At 75.3% G+C, this 12,855-nt stretch carries 15 protein-coding genes; 9 read left to right on the top strand and 6 right to left on the bottom strand.

Going from position 1 to position 12,855, the window contains the following annotated elements; all coding sequences use genetic code 11:
• Positions 1–27 precede the first annotated feature (27 nt).
• The 4 genes from ACRYRX_RS08650 (at position 28) to ACRYRX_RS08635 (ending at position 2,845) form a co-directional block, all read left to right on the top strand.
• A complete protein-coding gene (locus ACRYRX_RS08650) occupies positions 28–900 on the top strand; it encodes a sugar phosphate isomerase/epimerase family protein (protein WP_432511442.1) in 873 nt (290 codons plus the stop codon).
• 172 nt (positions 901–1,072) lie between these two features.
• Positions 1,073–1,495 carry an STAS domain-containing protein gene (locus tag ACRYRX_RS08645; protein WP_432511441.1) on the top strand — a complete coding sequence of 141 codons (423 nt, stop codon included), beginning with the start codon at positions 1,073–1,075 and terminating at the stop codon, positions 1,493–1,495.
• A gap of 38 nt (positions 1,496–1,533) precedes the next feature.
• A complete protein-coding gene (locus tag ACRYRX_RS08640; protein ID WP_432511440.1) occupies positions 1,534–1,911 on the top strand; it encodes an ATP-binding protein in 378 nt (125 codons plus the stop codon).
• Positions 1,912–2,191: 280 nt separating this feature from the next.
• Positions 2,192–2,845 (top strand): glycosyltransferase family 2 protein, encoded by a 654-nt coding sequence (locus ACRYRX_RS08635; protein WP_432511439.1) that lies wholly within the window; start codon positions 2,192–2,194, stop codon positions 2,843–2,845.
• Positions 2,846–2,881: 36 nt separating this feature from the next.
• On the opposite strand, the gene ACRYRX_RS08630 is transcribed toward ACRYRX_RS08635, so the two are convergent.
• The 3 genes from ACRYRX_RS08630 to ACRYRX_RS08620 are packed head-to-tail and all read right to left on the bottom strand — an operon-like array spanning position 2,882 to position 5,971.
• Complete coding sequence (locus ACRYRX_RS08630; RefSeq protein WP_432511438.1) at positions 2,882–3,808, bottom strand: manganese catalase; 927 nt, start codon at positions 3,806–3,808, stop codon at positions 2,882–2,884.
• A gap of 17 nt (positions 3,809–3,825) precedes the next feature.
• Complete coding sequence (locus ACRYRX_RS08625) at positions 3,826–5,064, bottom strand: FUSC family protein (RefSeq protein WP_432511437.1); 1,239 nt, start codon at positions 5,062–5,064, stop codon at positions 3,826–3,828.
• A gap of 22 nt (positions 5,065–5,086) precedes the next feature.
• Positions 5,087–5,971, bottom strand: coding sequence for a Rieske (2Fe-2S) protein (locus ACRYRX_RS08620; protein WP_432511436.1), 885 nt, complete (start codon positions 5,969–5,971; stop codon positions 5,087–5,089).
• A 128-nt stretch (positions 5,972–6,099) separates the two neighbouring features.
• Here ACRYRX_RS08620 and ACRYRX_RS08615 point away from each other — a divergent pair, with 128 nt between their 5' ends.
• Positions 6,100–7,152, top strand: a complete 1,053-nt coding sequence (locus ACRYRX_RS08615) for an NAD-dependent epimerase/dehydratase family protein (RefSeq protein ID WP_432511435.1) — start codon at positions 6,100–6,102, stop codon at positions 7,150–7,152.
• On the opposite strand, the gene ACRYRX_RS08610 is transcribed toward ACRYRX_RS08615, so the two are convergent.
• The 3 genes from ACRYRX_RS08610 to ACRYRX_RS08600 all read right to left on the bottom strand — a co-directional run bounded on the left by ACRYRX_RS08610 (position 7,035) and on the right by ACRYRX_RS08600 (position 9,718).
• A complete protein-coding gene (locus tag ACRYRX_RS08610) occupies positions 7,035–7,781 on the bottom strand; it encodes a sigma-70 family RNA polymerase sigma factor (protein ID WP_432511434.1) in 747 nt (248 codons plus the stop codon). The two genes, ACRYRX_RS08615 and ACRYRX_RS08610, sit on opposite strands and share 118 nt — an antisense overlap.
• 103 nt (positions 7,782–7,884) lie before the next feature.
• Entirely contained in the window at positions 7,885–8,775 is an 891-nt protein-coding gene (locus ACRYRX_RS08605) for a glycosyltransferase family 2 protein (protein WP_432511537.1), read from the bottom strand.
• A 55-nt stretch (positions 8,776–8,830) separates the two neighbouring features.
• Positions 8,831–9,718: a glycosyltransferase family 2 protein gene (locus tag ACRYRX_RS08600; protein ID WP_432511433.1), complete on the bottom strand. Its 888-nt coding sequence runs from the start codon at positions 9,716–9,718 to the stop codon at positions 8,831–8,833.
• Between the two features lie 54 nt (positions 9,719–9,772).
• Here ACRYRX_RS08600 and ACRYRX_RS08595 point away from each other — a divergent pair, with 54 nt between their 5' ends.
• The 4 genes from ACRYRX_RS08595 (at position 9,773) to ACRYRX_RS08580 (ending at position 12,855) form a co-directional block, all read left to right on the top strand.
• Entirely contained in the window at positions 9,773–10,807 is a 1,035-nt protein-coding gene (locus ACRYRX_RS08595) for a UDP-glucuronic acid decarboxylase family protein (RefSeq protein WP_432511432.1), read from the top strand.
• A 64-nt stretch (positions 10,808–10,871) separates the two neighbouring features.
• A complete protein-coding gene (locus ACRYRX_RS08590) occupies positions 10,872–11,591 on the top strand; it encodes a GAF and ANTAR domain-containing protein (RefSeq protein ID WP_432511431.1) in 720 nt (239 codons plus the stop codon).
• A 226-nt stretch (positions 11,592–11,817) separates the two neighbouring features.
• Positions 11,818–11,961, top strand: a complete 144-nt coding sequence (locus tag ACRYRX_RS08585) for a hypothetical protein (RefSeq protein ID WP_432511430.1) — start codon at positions 11,818–11,820, stop codon at positions 11,959–11,961.
• 174 nt (positions 11,962–12,135) lie between these two features.
• Complete coding sequence (locus ACRYRX_RS08580; protein ID WP_432511429.1) at positions 12,136–12,855, top strand: GAF and ANTAR domain-containing protein; 720 nt, start codon at positions 12,136–12,138, stop codon at positions 12,853–12,855.

The following is a 12,855-nucleotide window of genomic DNA, read 5'->3' as shown; positions in this document are numbered from 1 at the left end:
CCACGCGCGACACGGAGGCCTCCAGGCATGGTGAAGATCGCTCTCGACCCGACCCCGTTCCACCCCGACCACGACCTGCTGGAACTTCCGGACCTGGTGGCCCGCGCCGGGTACGAGTACCTGCAGCTGGCCCCGCACCCCGACGTGGCCCCCTTCTTCCGCCACCCCAAGGCCGACGACGCCCTGGTCGCCGCGTTCCGCAAGCGCGCGGCCGACGCGGGGGTGGGGATCAGCTCGCTGCTGCCCGTGCAGCGCATCTCCTGGCCCGAGGAGACGCAGCGGGTCGCGGCGGTGCGCAACTTCCGGCGCGTCCTGCAGATCGCCGTCGACCTCGAGGTGCCGGTGCTGAACACCGAGTTCTCCGGCCGCCCCGAGCGCAGCGAGGACTCCGAGGACGCCTTCCACCGCTCGATGGAGGAGATCGTCCCGATCCTCGAGCGCGAGGGCCTGACGCTGAACTTCGACCCGCACCCCGACGACTTCGTCGAGGACGCGCTCGAGGCGTGGCGCGTGGTCCGCGGCCTGAACACCGACCGCGTGGGCGTCGTGTACGTCGCCTCGCACACGTTCCACTACGGCGACCGGGCCACCTCCTTCCTGCCGCAGGTCGCGGGCCGCCTGGGCGCGGTCTACGCCGCCGACACGTTCGACCACCGCCGCTCGCACGGCCTGCGGTACATCTCCAACCCGCCCGGGAACGCCGCGCGCATCCACCAGCACCTCAAGATCGGCGACGGCGACGTGAACTGGACGGAACTGTTCGCCACGCTCCGCGGCACCGGGTTCCTCGACCGCGAGGACGCGATCGTCGTCTCCAACGTGTTCGCCGAGGACGAGACCGCGCACGAGACGTCGCAGTACCAGCTGCGGACGCTGCGGGACCTGATCGCCGGGGCGTGATCCCACCGGTCGCGGCGCCGCCCGGCGGCGGCCGCCGCGACCACCGGGTGCTGACGGGGGACGGATCGGGAGGTACGGTCGAGCGACCAGCTCGAGCACAGGGCGGGCCGACAGTCGATCGACATCACGCCGACAGGATCCAGTCACCGCAGCGGTGACGGGAAGGACAAGCGTGGCGACGCCGTTCCCCGACCCCGTGCCGAACCCCGTGCCGAACCCCTCGCCGGGCCTCGTGACCGACCCCGTGCCCGGGGCCACCGGGCGGGTGGGGGTGCACGACGAACCCGGCCGCGTCGTGGTCCACCTCGCCGGGGAGGTCGACGACGAGCTGCGCCCGCACCTCGACGACGCCGTCGACGACCTCACGGCCCGGCTGCGCGAGCGCACCCGCCCCGTGGCCGTCGACGCCGGGGACGTCACCTTCATGGACTCGGCCGGCGCGGCCTTCCTGGCCCGCCTCGCCGTGACCGTGCGCCCGGCGCGGCTGACGGTCCACCCCAGCCGGCCGGTGGCCTTCCTGCTGGACGTGACGCGCCTGTCCGACGTCGTCGACGTCGTCGACGCGCCCGCGCCGGACGCCGCCGACCGGTCCTGACGCGCGCGGACCCCGATCGTCGGCGACGATCGGGAGCCATGTGCGAGTGGTTCCCGAGTGCCGAGGTCGCCGTCGTGGGGGACCGCTCCGCGGCCCGTCACGCACGGCGCTTCCTGGACGACCACTGGTGCGTCGAGCACGCGGCCCTGCTGCGCGGTCACGCCGACCTCGTCGTCAGCGAGCTCGTCACCGAGGCCGTCGCCCACGGCGCCCCGCCGGTGGTCCTCAGCGTGGACTGCGAGGGGGCCGACGGCGTGGTCGTCGCCGTCAGCGACCGCGACCCCAACGGGCCGCACTTCCAGACCGTCGGCCCCGAGGGCGCCCCCGGCACCAACCTCGTCGCGGTGCTCAGCGACGAGTGGGGGGTGCGCACCCGCCCCGGCGGCAAGACCGTCTGGAGCCGCCTGGTGGTCTGACGTGCCGACCGCGCCGGGGACCGCTAGCGTGCGCCGGACACTTCCGTGCAGACCGACGCGGACCCGCCGACGTCGCAGGAGGTGCCGTGGCCGTCACGGCTGCGCCCCGGACCGCCCACCGCCCGCCCCCCCACGGGGCCCTGGACAGCGGGGCTCGGCACCGCAAAGATGTGGCGGTGGCACGTCACGTCTCGCGCACCGGTCCGCCGTCGGACCGGACCGGGGGGACGACCGGCGCCCCGGCCGCGGGATCCCCCGCCCGCGTCGAGGAGCGCGTGCCGTGAGGATCTGCGTCGTCGTCCCCGCCCGGGACGAGGAGGAGACGATCGGCGACTGCCTGACCTCCCTGGACCGGGCCGCCCGCCAGTGCCCCGTGCCGGTCGAGGTGGTCGTCGTCGCCGACCGGTGCGTGGACGGGACCGCCGACCTCGCCCGCGCCGCGGGCGTCCGCGTCGTCACGACGCGCGCCGGGTGCGTCGGGTCGGCCCGGCGGGCCGGGGTGACCGCCGCGCTCGCCGGGGTGCCGCTGTCCCAGCAGTGGATCGCCAGCACCGACGCCGACTCCCGCGTCCCGCCGCAGTGGCTCCACCACCACGCCGCCGCCGCCGACTCCGGTGTCGACCTGCTGCTGGGGGTCGTCCGGCTGGACGGGGTGGTGACCGCGCACAGCCGCTGGCGCGAGCGCTACGCGGCGGGGGAGTGGACCAGCGGGCACCGGCACGTGCACGGGGCGAACCTCGGCGTCCGCGCCTCGGTGTACCGCGCCGCGGGCGGGTTCCCCCCGCTGCCGGCGCACGAGGACCGGGTCCTGGCCGAGCGGGTGCGGGAACTGCCCGGGGCGCGGGTGCTCACCTCCACCGAGTTCCCGGTCCTCGCCAGCAGCCGGTTGCTGGGCCGTGCGCCCGCGGAGCTGGCGCACGACCTCAGCGCGTGACCGGTTCCGGGCAGGCCCCGGAGACCGGTGGCCGGGTCAGTGGTTGTCGCCGGTGAGGGCGTCCTTGACCTTGGTGACGACGTTCTGGGCGCCCTGCAGGTGCGCTCCGGCACCGGTGCCCGGCTTCGCCGGTCCGGCGTTGCCGTCGTAGGTGACGTACTGCAGGGGGTCGGGGGCGGGCAGCGTCCCGTCGTCGTCGGTGAGCGGACGCAGTTCCTCGGTGCGGAACGGCTCGCCGTCGACGAGGCTGTTCCCGGTGGCCCACAGCCCCTCACCCGCGGCGCTGCCGTTGGTCGAGGTGTAGAAGACGTGGGCGGCGTCCTTGTTCTCCCAGTCACCGTTCGACTGCTCGATCTGGGTCTCGACGTACCCGTCCTCGATGAGCATCTGGATGCCGAGCAGCCACTGCTGCTGGTGGTAGGTGTCGCGGGCCAGGTTGAAGGCCAGCATGTCCTTGACCCCGCGGTCGTCGGTCATGTTCGCGATGCGGCTGGTCATCAGCCGGCTCTGCGCCTCGGCGGAGACGTTGGAGCGGAAGTCGCTCAGCAGGTTGCCGCTGGCGACGATGTACCCCGCGTTCCACGGGTTCCCCAGGGAGTCCGTGGGGCGGGCCCCGCCGCCGGAGACGATGGCGTGCTGCGGGTTCTGCCCGCCCAGGACGGCGGCCAGCACCGGGTTCGCCGCGGCGGCCTTCTCGGTGGCCTCGCCGGGCGCGCCCTCGAGCAGCCGGGCGAGCATGACGGTGAGCATCTCGACGTGCGAGATCTCCTCCGTCCCGATGTCCATGATCATGTCCTTGTACTTGCCGGGGACACGGCAGTTCCACCCCTGGAACAGGTACTGCATCATCACGGTCATCTCGCCGAACTGCCCGCCCAGGATCTCCTGGAACTTGGCGGCGAACAGCGCGTCGGGTTTCTCGGGCTTGGCGGTGAACTGGAGTTCTCGGGTGTGGCGGTACACGAGGTGTCCTCTCGTCGTCATCGTCTTCGTCGCAGTCGCAGCGAGCGTCGTGTGAAGACCTGCGACCACCTCCTACCCGGGGGCCGGGACCGCAAACGGCCACCGGGCAGATCGGGGTCCGGCCGGGTCCACGGCGTCGGGACGACGGCCTCGGGGTCGGTCAGCTCGGGGTCGGCCCGCACCGTGTCGGCCGCCAGGGCGCCCAGGGACCGGCGCAGCGCCGTGACGACGGCCCCGGCGGTCTGCCGGTCCCGGTCGGTGCCGGACCGCCGCGCCGCCTCCACCGCGGTCAGGTCCCGCAGCCGCTCCCGGACCCGCTCCAGGCCCCGCGCCCGCCGGTCGGCGTCCTCGTCGGCGCGCAGCACGTCGGCCAGCGCGGACAGGACCGCGGCCACCGGGCGCCGCAGCGCGGCGTCCAGGGCGACGTCGCGGCCGGCGGTGGCCTGCGCCTCCAGCAGCAGCTCGGTGAGTTCCTCGACGCGGGTGGCGGCGTTCTCCAGGGCCACCCCGGCGACGTGCTGGTACCGCACGCGGTCGACGTGGGCGCGGGCGCGCACGTTGCCCCGCAACGACTCCTCGGTCTCCCAGCGGGACCGGCGCAGGGAGTCGCGGACGGGCGCGACCGACCGCAGGCGCCGCTGCCAGTCCTCCAGGTCCGGGGGGACGTCGGCGCGCAGGCCGTCGGCGACGTCGTCGAGCTGGTCGGCCAGGGTCGTGGCGAGCTCGTGCAGGGCGCGGGCCGAACGGGCCAGCGGCACCGAGGGCAGGGCCGCGTTCAGCGCGACCGCCACGCACCCCCCGAGCAGGGTCAGCGTCGTGTAGGCCACGGCGTACCGGACGGGGTGGTCCGCTCCGGCCACCAGCACGAAGAGCGCCACCGTCAGCACCCAGCTGCCCTGGCTCTGGAAGACCCGCCAGCCGGCCAGCAGCGTCGCGCAGAACACCACGGCCGGGACGACGAGCAGGTCCCGGCCGAAGACCTCGGCCAGGGTCAGCGACAGCAGCGCCCCGCACAGGATGGCCACGACGGCCCGCACCGAGTTGCGCAGGGAGCTGCGCACGGTCGAGTAGGAACCGACCACGGCCCCCAGCGGGGCGAAGTACGGGTAGGTGTCGGGAACGTCCCCGGGCAGGTTCAGCGCGATGAGCCAGGCGACCAGCGCGGCCAGCGCGGTGCGCGCGGCCAGGCCCAGGCGCGGGAACCGGACGAGCAGTTCCCGCACCCCGCCGAACCGGGGGCCCTCCCGCCGGACCACGAGCCGAACCCCCGGGGCGGCGTCACTGCGGCGGGCCGTCGACGCGGGCCAGGACCCGGCCGTCGCGGACCTGCGTCCGCACCGTCGGCTGCGGCGCCGTCGCGGGCCCCCCGACCACCGCGCCGTCGCGGAAGCGGAACTCGCTGGCGTGCCACGGGCAGGTGATGGTCGTCGCCGCCCCCGAACCGGACACCTTGCCCTCGTGCAGGGGGGCGCCCAGGTGGGTGCAGGTGTCGGTCAGGGCCAGGACGTCGTCGCCGCGGCGCAGCACGCACAGCGGGGCGTCCCCGATCCACCGCTGCTGCGGGCGGTCCTGCGGCAGGTCCGCCAGCGGCCCCAGGTCGGTGAACCCCTCCCCGTCACCGGCCAGGTGCGGCAGGTGCTCGGCGTGGTTGGCGCCCGCCGCCCACCGGTAGGCCAGGTGACCGCCGAGCGCGCCCGCGGCCCCGGCCACCACCGTCCCCGCGGTGCGCAGCGCCCGGCCGTGCCGGCGCGAGAGCAGCGACGCCGCCCACAGCGTCGCGGCGACGGCGTTCCCGCTGGCGTGCACGATCGCGGTCCGCTGCTGGTCGCGGTGCAGGTCCACGTAGTCGGCCCACCCGGCCAGCGCGGTGGGGGCCACCGAGGCGACGGACACCGCGGCCAGCACCCGCGCGGGCACCTCCAGCGGCCCGGCCCCGGGCAGCACGGTCGCGGCCACGTCCAGGACCAGCGCGGACACCGACGTCCCGATGGGCACCTGGGCCATCGCCGGGTGGGCGGGGTGCCCGGCCGGGCGCCCGTGCAGCAGACCGCGCACCGACCCGCCGGGCAGCACGCGGTCCGCGACGGCCGCCGCCTTGGCGGCCAGCGGGTCCAGCGCGGTCCACCGCGAGGGGGCGTCGAAGAGGGAAGTGAGCAGGGCCATGGCTCCGTGCTACGCCCTCGCCGACGGGCCCGCGCGGTGAAACAGCGGTTTCGGCGGCCCGGGCACGGGTAGGTGCACCGCAGGGTGGGCGCTGCTCACCCGATCCGCGGACGAAGGAGCGCACGCGCATGAAGGTCGCGATCACGGGGGCCTCGGGGAACGTCGGGACGGCGCTGCTGCGCCGCCTGGCCGGGACGGGGACCGAGGTCGTCGGGATCTGCCGGCGCCTGCCGGACGGCCCCGGGCCCGAGGGGGCCTACGAGGGCGTCCGGTGGGAGTCGCTCGACATCGCCGGCCCCGGCGCCGTGCCCCGGCTCACCGAGGTGCTGCGCGGCGTCGACGCCGTCGTGCACGCGGCCTGGCTCATCCAGCCCGCCCGCGACCCGCAGGAGCTGACGCGCGTCAACGTCGGCGGCAGCCGCAACGTCGTCCAGGCCGCGCTCGCCGCGGGCGTCCCGCACCTGGTGCACCTGTCCTCCATCGGCGCCTACGCCACCCACCCCGTCGGCGACGGCCGCGTGGACGAGTCGTGGCCGGCGACCGGCATCCGCAGCTCGCAGTACTCGCGGGAGAAGGTCGCCGTCGAGGAGCACCTGGACGCGGTGCTGGCCGACCACCCCGAGCTCACCGTCACGCGCGTGCGCCCGGCCCTGGTGTTCCAGCGCGACGCCGGCAGCGAGATCTCCCGGTACTTCCTCGGCGCGCTCGTCCCCACCCGCCTGCTGCGCCGCGTGCCGCTGCCCGTGCTGCCGCTGCCCACCAAGGTGCGGTTCCAGGTCGTGCACGCCGACGACCTCGCCGACGCCCTGGCGCGCATCCTCGAACGGGCCCCCGGCGGGGCGTTCAACGTCGCCGACGAACCCGTCCTCGGCAACCGCGACCTCGCGCTGGCGCTGAACTCCCCCCGGTACGTCGACGTCGACCGCCGCGTCGTGCGGGCGGCCGCGGACCTGACGTACCGGGCGCACGTGCACCCCGTGCAGCCCGGGTGGGTCGACCTCGGCTTCGGGGTCCCCGTGATGGACACCGGCCGGGCCCGCGAGGAGCTCGGCTGGCGCCCGGCTCACGCCGCGCGCGACGTGCTGGTCGAACTGCTCGACGGCATCCGCGACCACGCGGGGACGCCCTCGGGGGCCATGCGGCGGCGCACCGGCCTGGCGACCTCGCGGACCGGCACCTGAACCCCCAGGTGCTCGCGCAGCCGGTGCAGGATCCCGGCCAGCAACCGGGACACCTGCATCTGGCTGATGCCCAGGTCCTGCGCGATGCGGGTCTGGGTGGCGTCGTCGTAGAAGCGCAGGCGCAGGATGCGCCGTTCCCGCTCGCTGAGCGTGGTGACCGCGCCCTGGAGGGACACCAGGTCGTCCACCCGCGCCGTCGCGTCCTCCTCGCCGGCCACGTCGTGCCGGGGCACGTCCAGGGACAGGGCGGAGTAGGCGTGGGTGGCCTGCCGCACCTCGTGCAGCTCCTCGACGGTGGCGTCGAGGCGGGCGGCCAGCTCCTCGTCGGTCAGGCCCGTGGCGTCCTCGTGGATCAGGCGCGCCCGCAGTTCCTGCAGCCGTCGCGGCGGGCGGACGCACCAGCCGTGGTCGCGGAAGAACCGGCGGATCTCCCCGTTGATGGTGGGGGTCGCGAAGGCGCCGAACTCGCAGCCGTGCTCGGGCCGGAACCGTTCGGCGGCCTTCACCAGCCCGAGGTAGGCGATCTGCTCCAGGTCCTCGTTCGGGATGCCGCGGTGGCGGTAGCGCGAGGCCAGCCCCCGGGCCAGCCCCAGGTGGTCGTTGACGAGTTCATCACGGTCATCGCGCATGCAGATCTCCTCGGATCGTGCTGACGGAGCTGCCCGGGCAACGCTGCTGCACCCCGACGGGTGTCACTCCAACACCGACCGCAGGGGGCGGCAACCGGGAACGTCAGCGGCTGTAGTCGCGCGATCGGGACCGGCGCTGGGAGTCCTCCAGGGCCGTGAACCGCGCCTCGGCGTGCGGGGGCAGGACGCGCCGTTCCCGCAGCACCCACGGCAGCCCCGCCACGGCGTCCAGCACCCCCAGCGCGCTCGTGCGGTCCGCCGGCAGCGACCGCACCACGTCCCGGGTCCGGCGCGCCGCCGCCGGTAGTGGACGGCGCAACCACGTGAACCACAGGGTGTTGCGGATGCCGTCGCGCCGCCGCCGCGTCGACTCGCGCAGCACCGAGGCCTGGTGGTGGATCTGCAGGTCCTCCAGGTAGCACAGCTCCCACCCGGCGGCGGCGAGGTCGGCGGCCAGCAGTTCCTCCTCCCCGCCCAGCCACAACCGGCGGGAGAACCCCCCGACGGCCAGGAACGCGCTGCGGCGCACCACCGACGCCCCCGCGAGGAAACTGCCCAGCGCCGGACCGGGCAGACCGGGCGCCCCCCGCACCGGGGACTCGCGCAGCTCGGTGACGATCCCGTCCTCCACCCCGCCGGGCTCGACGACGATCCGCGCCGTCAGCACCGCCACCCGGGGGTCGGCGTCGAGCACGTCGGCCGCGCGCGCCAGGGAACCGGGGTCCCACCAGGTGTCGTCGTCGCAGAACGCCACGTACGGGGTCCGGGCCGTGGCGACCCCGGTGTTGCGGGCCACCGCCCCCTGGTTCTCCGGCAGGACCACGACGTCGAGCCGGTCGCCGTCGGCGGTCCCGCGCGGGTGCGCGGCCCGCAGCGCGTCGGCGGTGCCGTCGGTGGAGGCGTTGTCCAGGACGATGACGCGGGGACGCTCGGGCAGGGCCAGCAACCGCTCGACGGCCAGCAGGGCCTCCTCGCGCCGCTGCCAGGTGATCATCACGACGCTCACGCGCGGGTCCTCGGTGAGGTCCTCGACGGGGTGCTGAGCGGGTTCAGCCACGGACGCTCAACCTCTCCTCCACCAGCCGGGACGTCCCGCGCCGCTCGCGCAGGGCCGCCGGGACCCGCGGCACCGCGGCCAGCGCGCCGTGCCGCGGTTCCCCGCCGGCCACCAGCGCCCGCACCGTGCGCACCGCCGCGACCCGCACCGGCCGGCGCATCCAGGCCGTCAGCAACGCGTTGCGCTGCAACAGCTGGCGCCGGGACTGCGCGGTCCCCCGGCTGGGGGAGGGGTGGTGGTGGGCGACCACGTCGTCCACGTACGCCAGCCCCCACCCGGCGGCCAGCAGGTCGTAGGTGACGCGTTCCTCCTCGCCCCCGAAGTGCACCACGCGGTCGAAACCCCCCGTGGCCAGGAACGCCTCCCGGCGCACCACCGTCGCGCACGCGACGAAACCCATCACGTGCGGTCCCGGCAGGTCCGGGTCGCGCCCCCACGGCGCCGAAGCCATGTCGGTGCACACCGGGTCCAGCTCCTCGGCCGGCCCCACCAGGGTGCGGGCCGCCAGCAGCGCCAGCCGCGGGTGCTGCTCGAACACCCGCGCGGCCCGGGCCAGCGCGCCCGGCGCCCACCAGGAGTCGTCGTCGGCGAACGCGACGAGCGGGGTGCGCGCGGCCCGCACCCCCAGGTTCCGCGCCGTCGCGCCCAGGTTCCGGCCCGGCCGCACCGACCGCAGTTCCGGGGCCCCCGCCGCGCGGCGGCGCGCGGCCTCCTCGCCGACCACGGTCGCGGTGCCGTCGGTCGAGCCGTTGTCCACCACCACCACCTCCGCCTCGTGCCGCGGCAGGGTGCGGCGCAGGTCCGCCGCGCGGTCCCGGGTGGCGACGACGACCGTGACCGGGGGAGGGGCGTGCTGGGCGGCGTGCGGCGCGGCGGGCATGGTCGCGAACGTACCGACGAGCGCAGGGCCGCGCGCGGTGGTTGCATCGGCACCATGCCCGAGAACCGCCTGCCGTTCCGCCGCGCCGTCGTCACCGGCGGTGCCGGTTTCCTCGGCTCCCACCTGTGCGAGGCGCTCCTGGACGCCGGGGTCGAGGTCGTCTGCCTGGACAACTTCCTCACCGGCGCCCCCGCGAACGTCGCGCACCTCATGGAGCACCCCGGCTTCCACCTGCGCCGGTGCGACATCACCGAGTACGTCCACGTCCCCGGCCCGGTCGACCTCGTCCTGCACTTCGCCTCGCCCGCCTCGCCCGTGGACTACCTGAAACTGCCGCTGGAGACCCTCAAGGTCGGGGCCACCGGCACCTGGCACGCGCTCGGGCTGGCCAAGGAGAAGGGCGCCCGGTTCCTGCTGGCCTCGACCTCGGAGACCTACGGCGACCCGCAGGTCCACCCGCAGCCGGAGACCTACTGGGGGCACGTGAACCCCGTCGGCCCGCGCGGCGTCTACGACGAGTCCAAGCGGTACGCCGAGGCCCTCACCACCGCCTACCGCACCACCCACGCCGTCGACACCGCGATCGTCCGCATCTTCAACACCTACGGTCCGCGGATGCGCGCCGCCGACGGCCGGGCCATCCCCACCTTCATCCGGCAGGCCCTCGCCGCCGAACCCGTCACCGTCGCCGGGGACGGGCAGCAGACCCGCTCCATCTGCTACGTCGACGACCTCGTCGCCGGGATCCTCGCCCTGGCCGCCAGCGGGCACCCGGGCCCGATGAACATCGGCAACCCCACCGAGATGACCGTCCGCGCCATCGCCGAGGACGTCATCGCGGCCGCCGGGTCCAGGTCCCCCCTGGAGTTCGTCGGCCGGCCCGTCGACGACCCGCAGGTCCGCCGGCCCGACACCACCCTGGCCCGCACCGTCCTGGGCTGGGAACCCCGCGTGGACTGGGCCGACGGCCTGGCCCGCACCGTGCAGTGGTTCCGGGACCAGCGCGCGGCCGCCGACCAGGAGGAGGCGCACGCCCGCCGCGTCGTGGACCTGCGGGAGGCCGAGGGAGCGCTGCCCCCCGTCGTGTGATCGGGGCTACTGTGGCGGGGAACCGAGGTCGAGACGCGGCCGACGTCCCGAAGGAGCCCGGACCATGACCGAGTCGACGCTGCCCCCCGTGTCCACCGGCGACGGGGCCGAGCCCGTCGCGGCGGCGCTGGCCGCCCTGGCCCGGGACCTGCAGCGGGAGAAGGCCCCCGTCGGCGTCATGCAGCAGGTGCTGGACGCGGCGGTCGCGATGGTCGACGGGGCCGGGGGCGGTTCCATCAGCCTGGTGCGGGGCCGGCGCCGGATCTGGTCGGCCGCCGTCACCGACGACGTCGCCCGCCGGGTCGACGCCGCGCAGGAGGACGCCGGGCAGGGCCCGTGCCTGGACGCGATGACCGCCGAACCGGTCGTGCGGACCGACGACCTGGGCGCCGACCCGCGGTGGCCGGCCCTGGCCGCCCCGGCCCGGCAGCTGGGTGTGCGCAGCGTCCTCTGCTTCCACCTGTTCGTGCACGGCAACACCCTCGGCGGGCTCAACCTGCTGTCCCGGGAACCCGCCGCGTTCGACGCCGAGTCCGAGGCCGTCGGGTCGATGATCGCCGCGCACGCGGCCGTGGCCCTGGCCGACGCCCAGCAGTTCGACGACCTGCGCACGGCGCTGGGCAACCGCGACCTCATCGGCCAGGCCAAGGGGATCCTCATGGAGCGGTTCAAGGTCGACGCCGACCAGGCGTTCGCCGTCCTGACCCGCATCAGCCAGGACCGCAACGTCAAGCTCCACCACCTCGCCGAGCGGCTGGCCCGGACCGGCTCCTTCGAGGGCTGACCCCGCGATCGAGGACACCCGCTCCGCGATCAAGGACACCTGTGCCCCGAGCCTGCTCGCTGTCCTCGATCGCGGGGCGGGTGTCCTCGATCGCGGAGGGGCGGGGAGGGGCGGAGGATCTCGGGGAGCGGGGTGGCGTCCCAGCCCCTAGCGTCGACCGCGGAACACCGGTCCGGGGAGCACGTCCGGGCCAGCCGGTCGAGCGAGCGAGGAGAGGAACGTCGTGATGACGCAGCCGTCGCAGGAACCCGGGTCCGAGGAAGCCGCCGAGAGCCCCACCCAGCCGGGGTACGGCAACGACACCGGCTTCGCCGAGGAGGCCGAGCAGGACGACGAGCAGGACGGCCCGCAGGCCGAGAACGCGCAGTGAGCGCCCGGTGACCGCCGTGGTGTAGCTTCACCAGCGGTTGAACCCCCAGCCCCACAGCACGACCGCTTCGACTCCTGGCACGCCCCGGGCGACGGTGGCTGTCAGGAGGTGGTTCACCGCCCCCCGACCGCTCTCCCTGCCCGACGCCACGCGTCGGGCAGGGAAGGACGTCCGATGCCGTTGCCCCTCGAGGCCGCGCTCCTGGAACTGGGGCGCCTGCTGGCCGACCAGCCCCTCACCGGGCTGCTGCGCCGGGTCGCCGACCTCGCCGTCGAGTGCGTACCCGGCGCCGACGACGTGTCGATCACGCTGCTGCGCAACGGGAAGCCGTTCACCGCGGCATTCCACGGCGACCTCGCGGTGGAACTCGACGAACGGCAGTACTCCCTGGGGTTCGGTCCCTGCGTGGCCGCGGCGCAGTCGGGTGGGACGGTGCGCATCGACGACACCGCGCACGACCCCGACTTCACCGACTTCAGCGTGCTCGCCCACCGGCGGGGGGTGCGGTCCGTCGTGGCCGTCGGGCTGCCGGACCCCGACCGCTGCCAGGGCGCCGTCAACGTCTACTGCTTCGGGAACCCGCCGCACCCGGTCGTCACCGAGCGGGCGCAGCGCGACCTGGGGCTGTTCGCCCGGTACGCGGCCGTCGCGCTCGGCAACGCGGCCGCGCTCGCGGCCGCGGGGGAGAAGGCCGAGCACCTGCAGATCGCGATGCGCTCCCGCGCGGTCATCGAGCAGGCCAAGGGCGTCCTCGTCGCCGAGCACGGCATCGGGCCGGACGAGGCGTTCGAGCTGCTGTCGCGCCGGTCCCAGGACGAGAACCGCAAGCTGCGGATCGTCGCCGACGAGATCGTGCGCGAGGCGGCCGCCGGCCGGTCCCGCGTGACGCGCTGA

This window comes from Kineococcus lubricus (assembly GCF_050871965.1).
Taxonomy (GTDB): Bacteria; Actinomycetota; Actinomycetes; order Actinomycetales; family Kineococcaceae; genus Kineococcus.
Note: the sequence above shows the minus strand (reverse complement) of the source record. Positions and strands in the feature narration are given on the sequence as shown.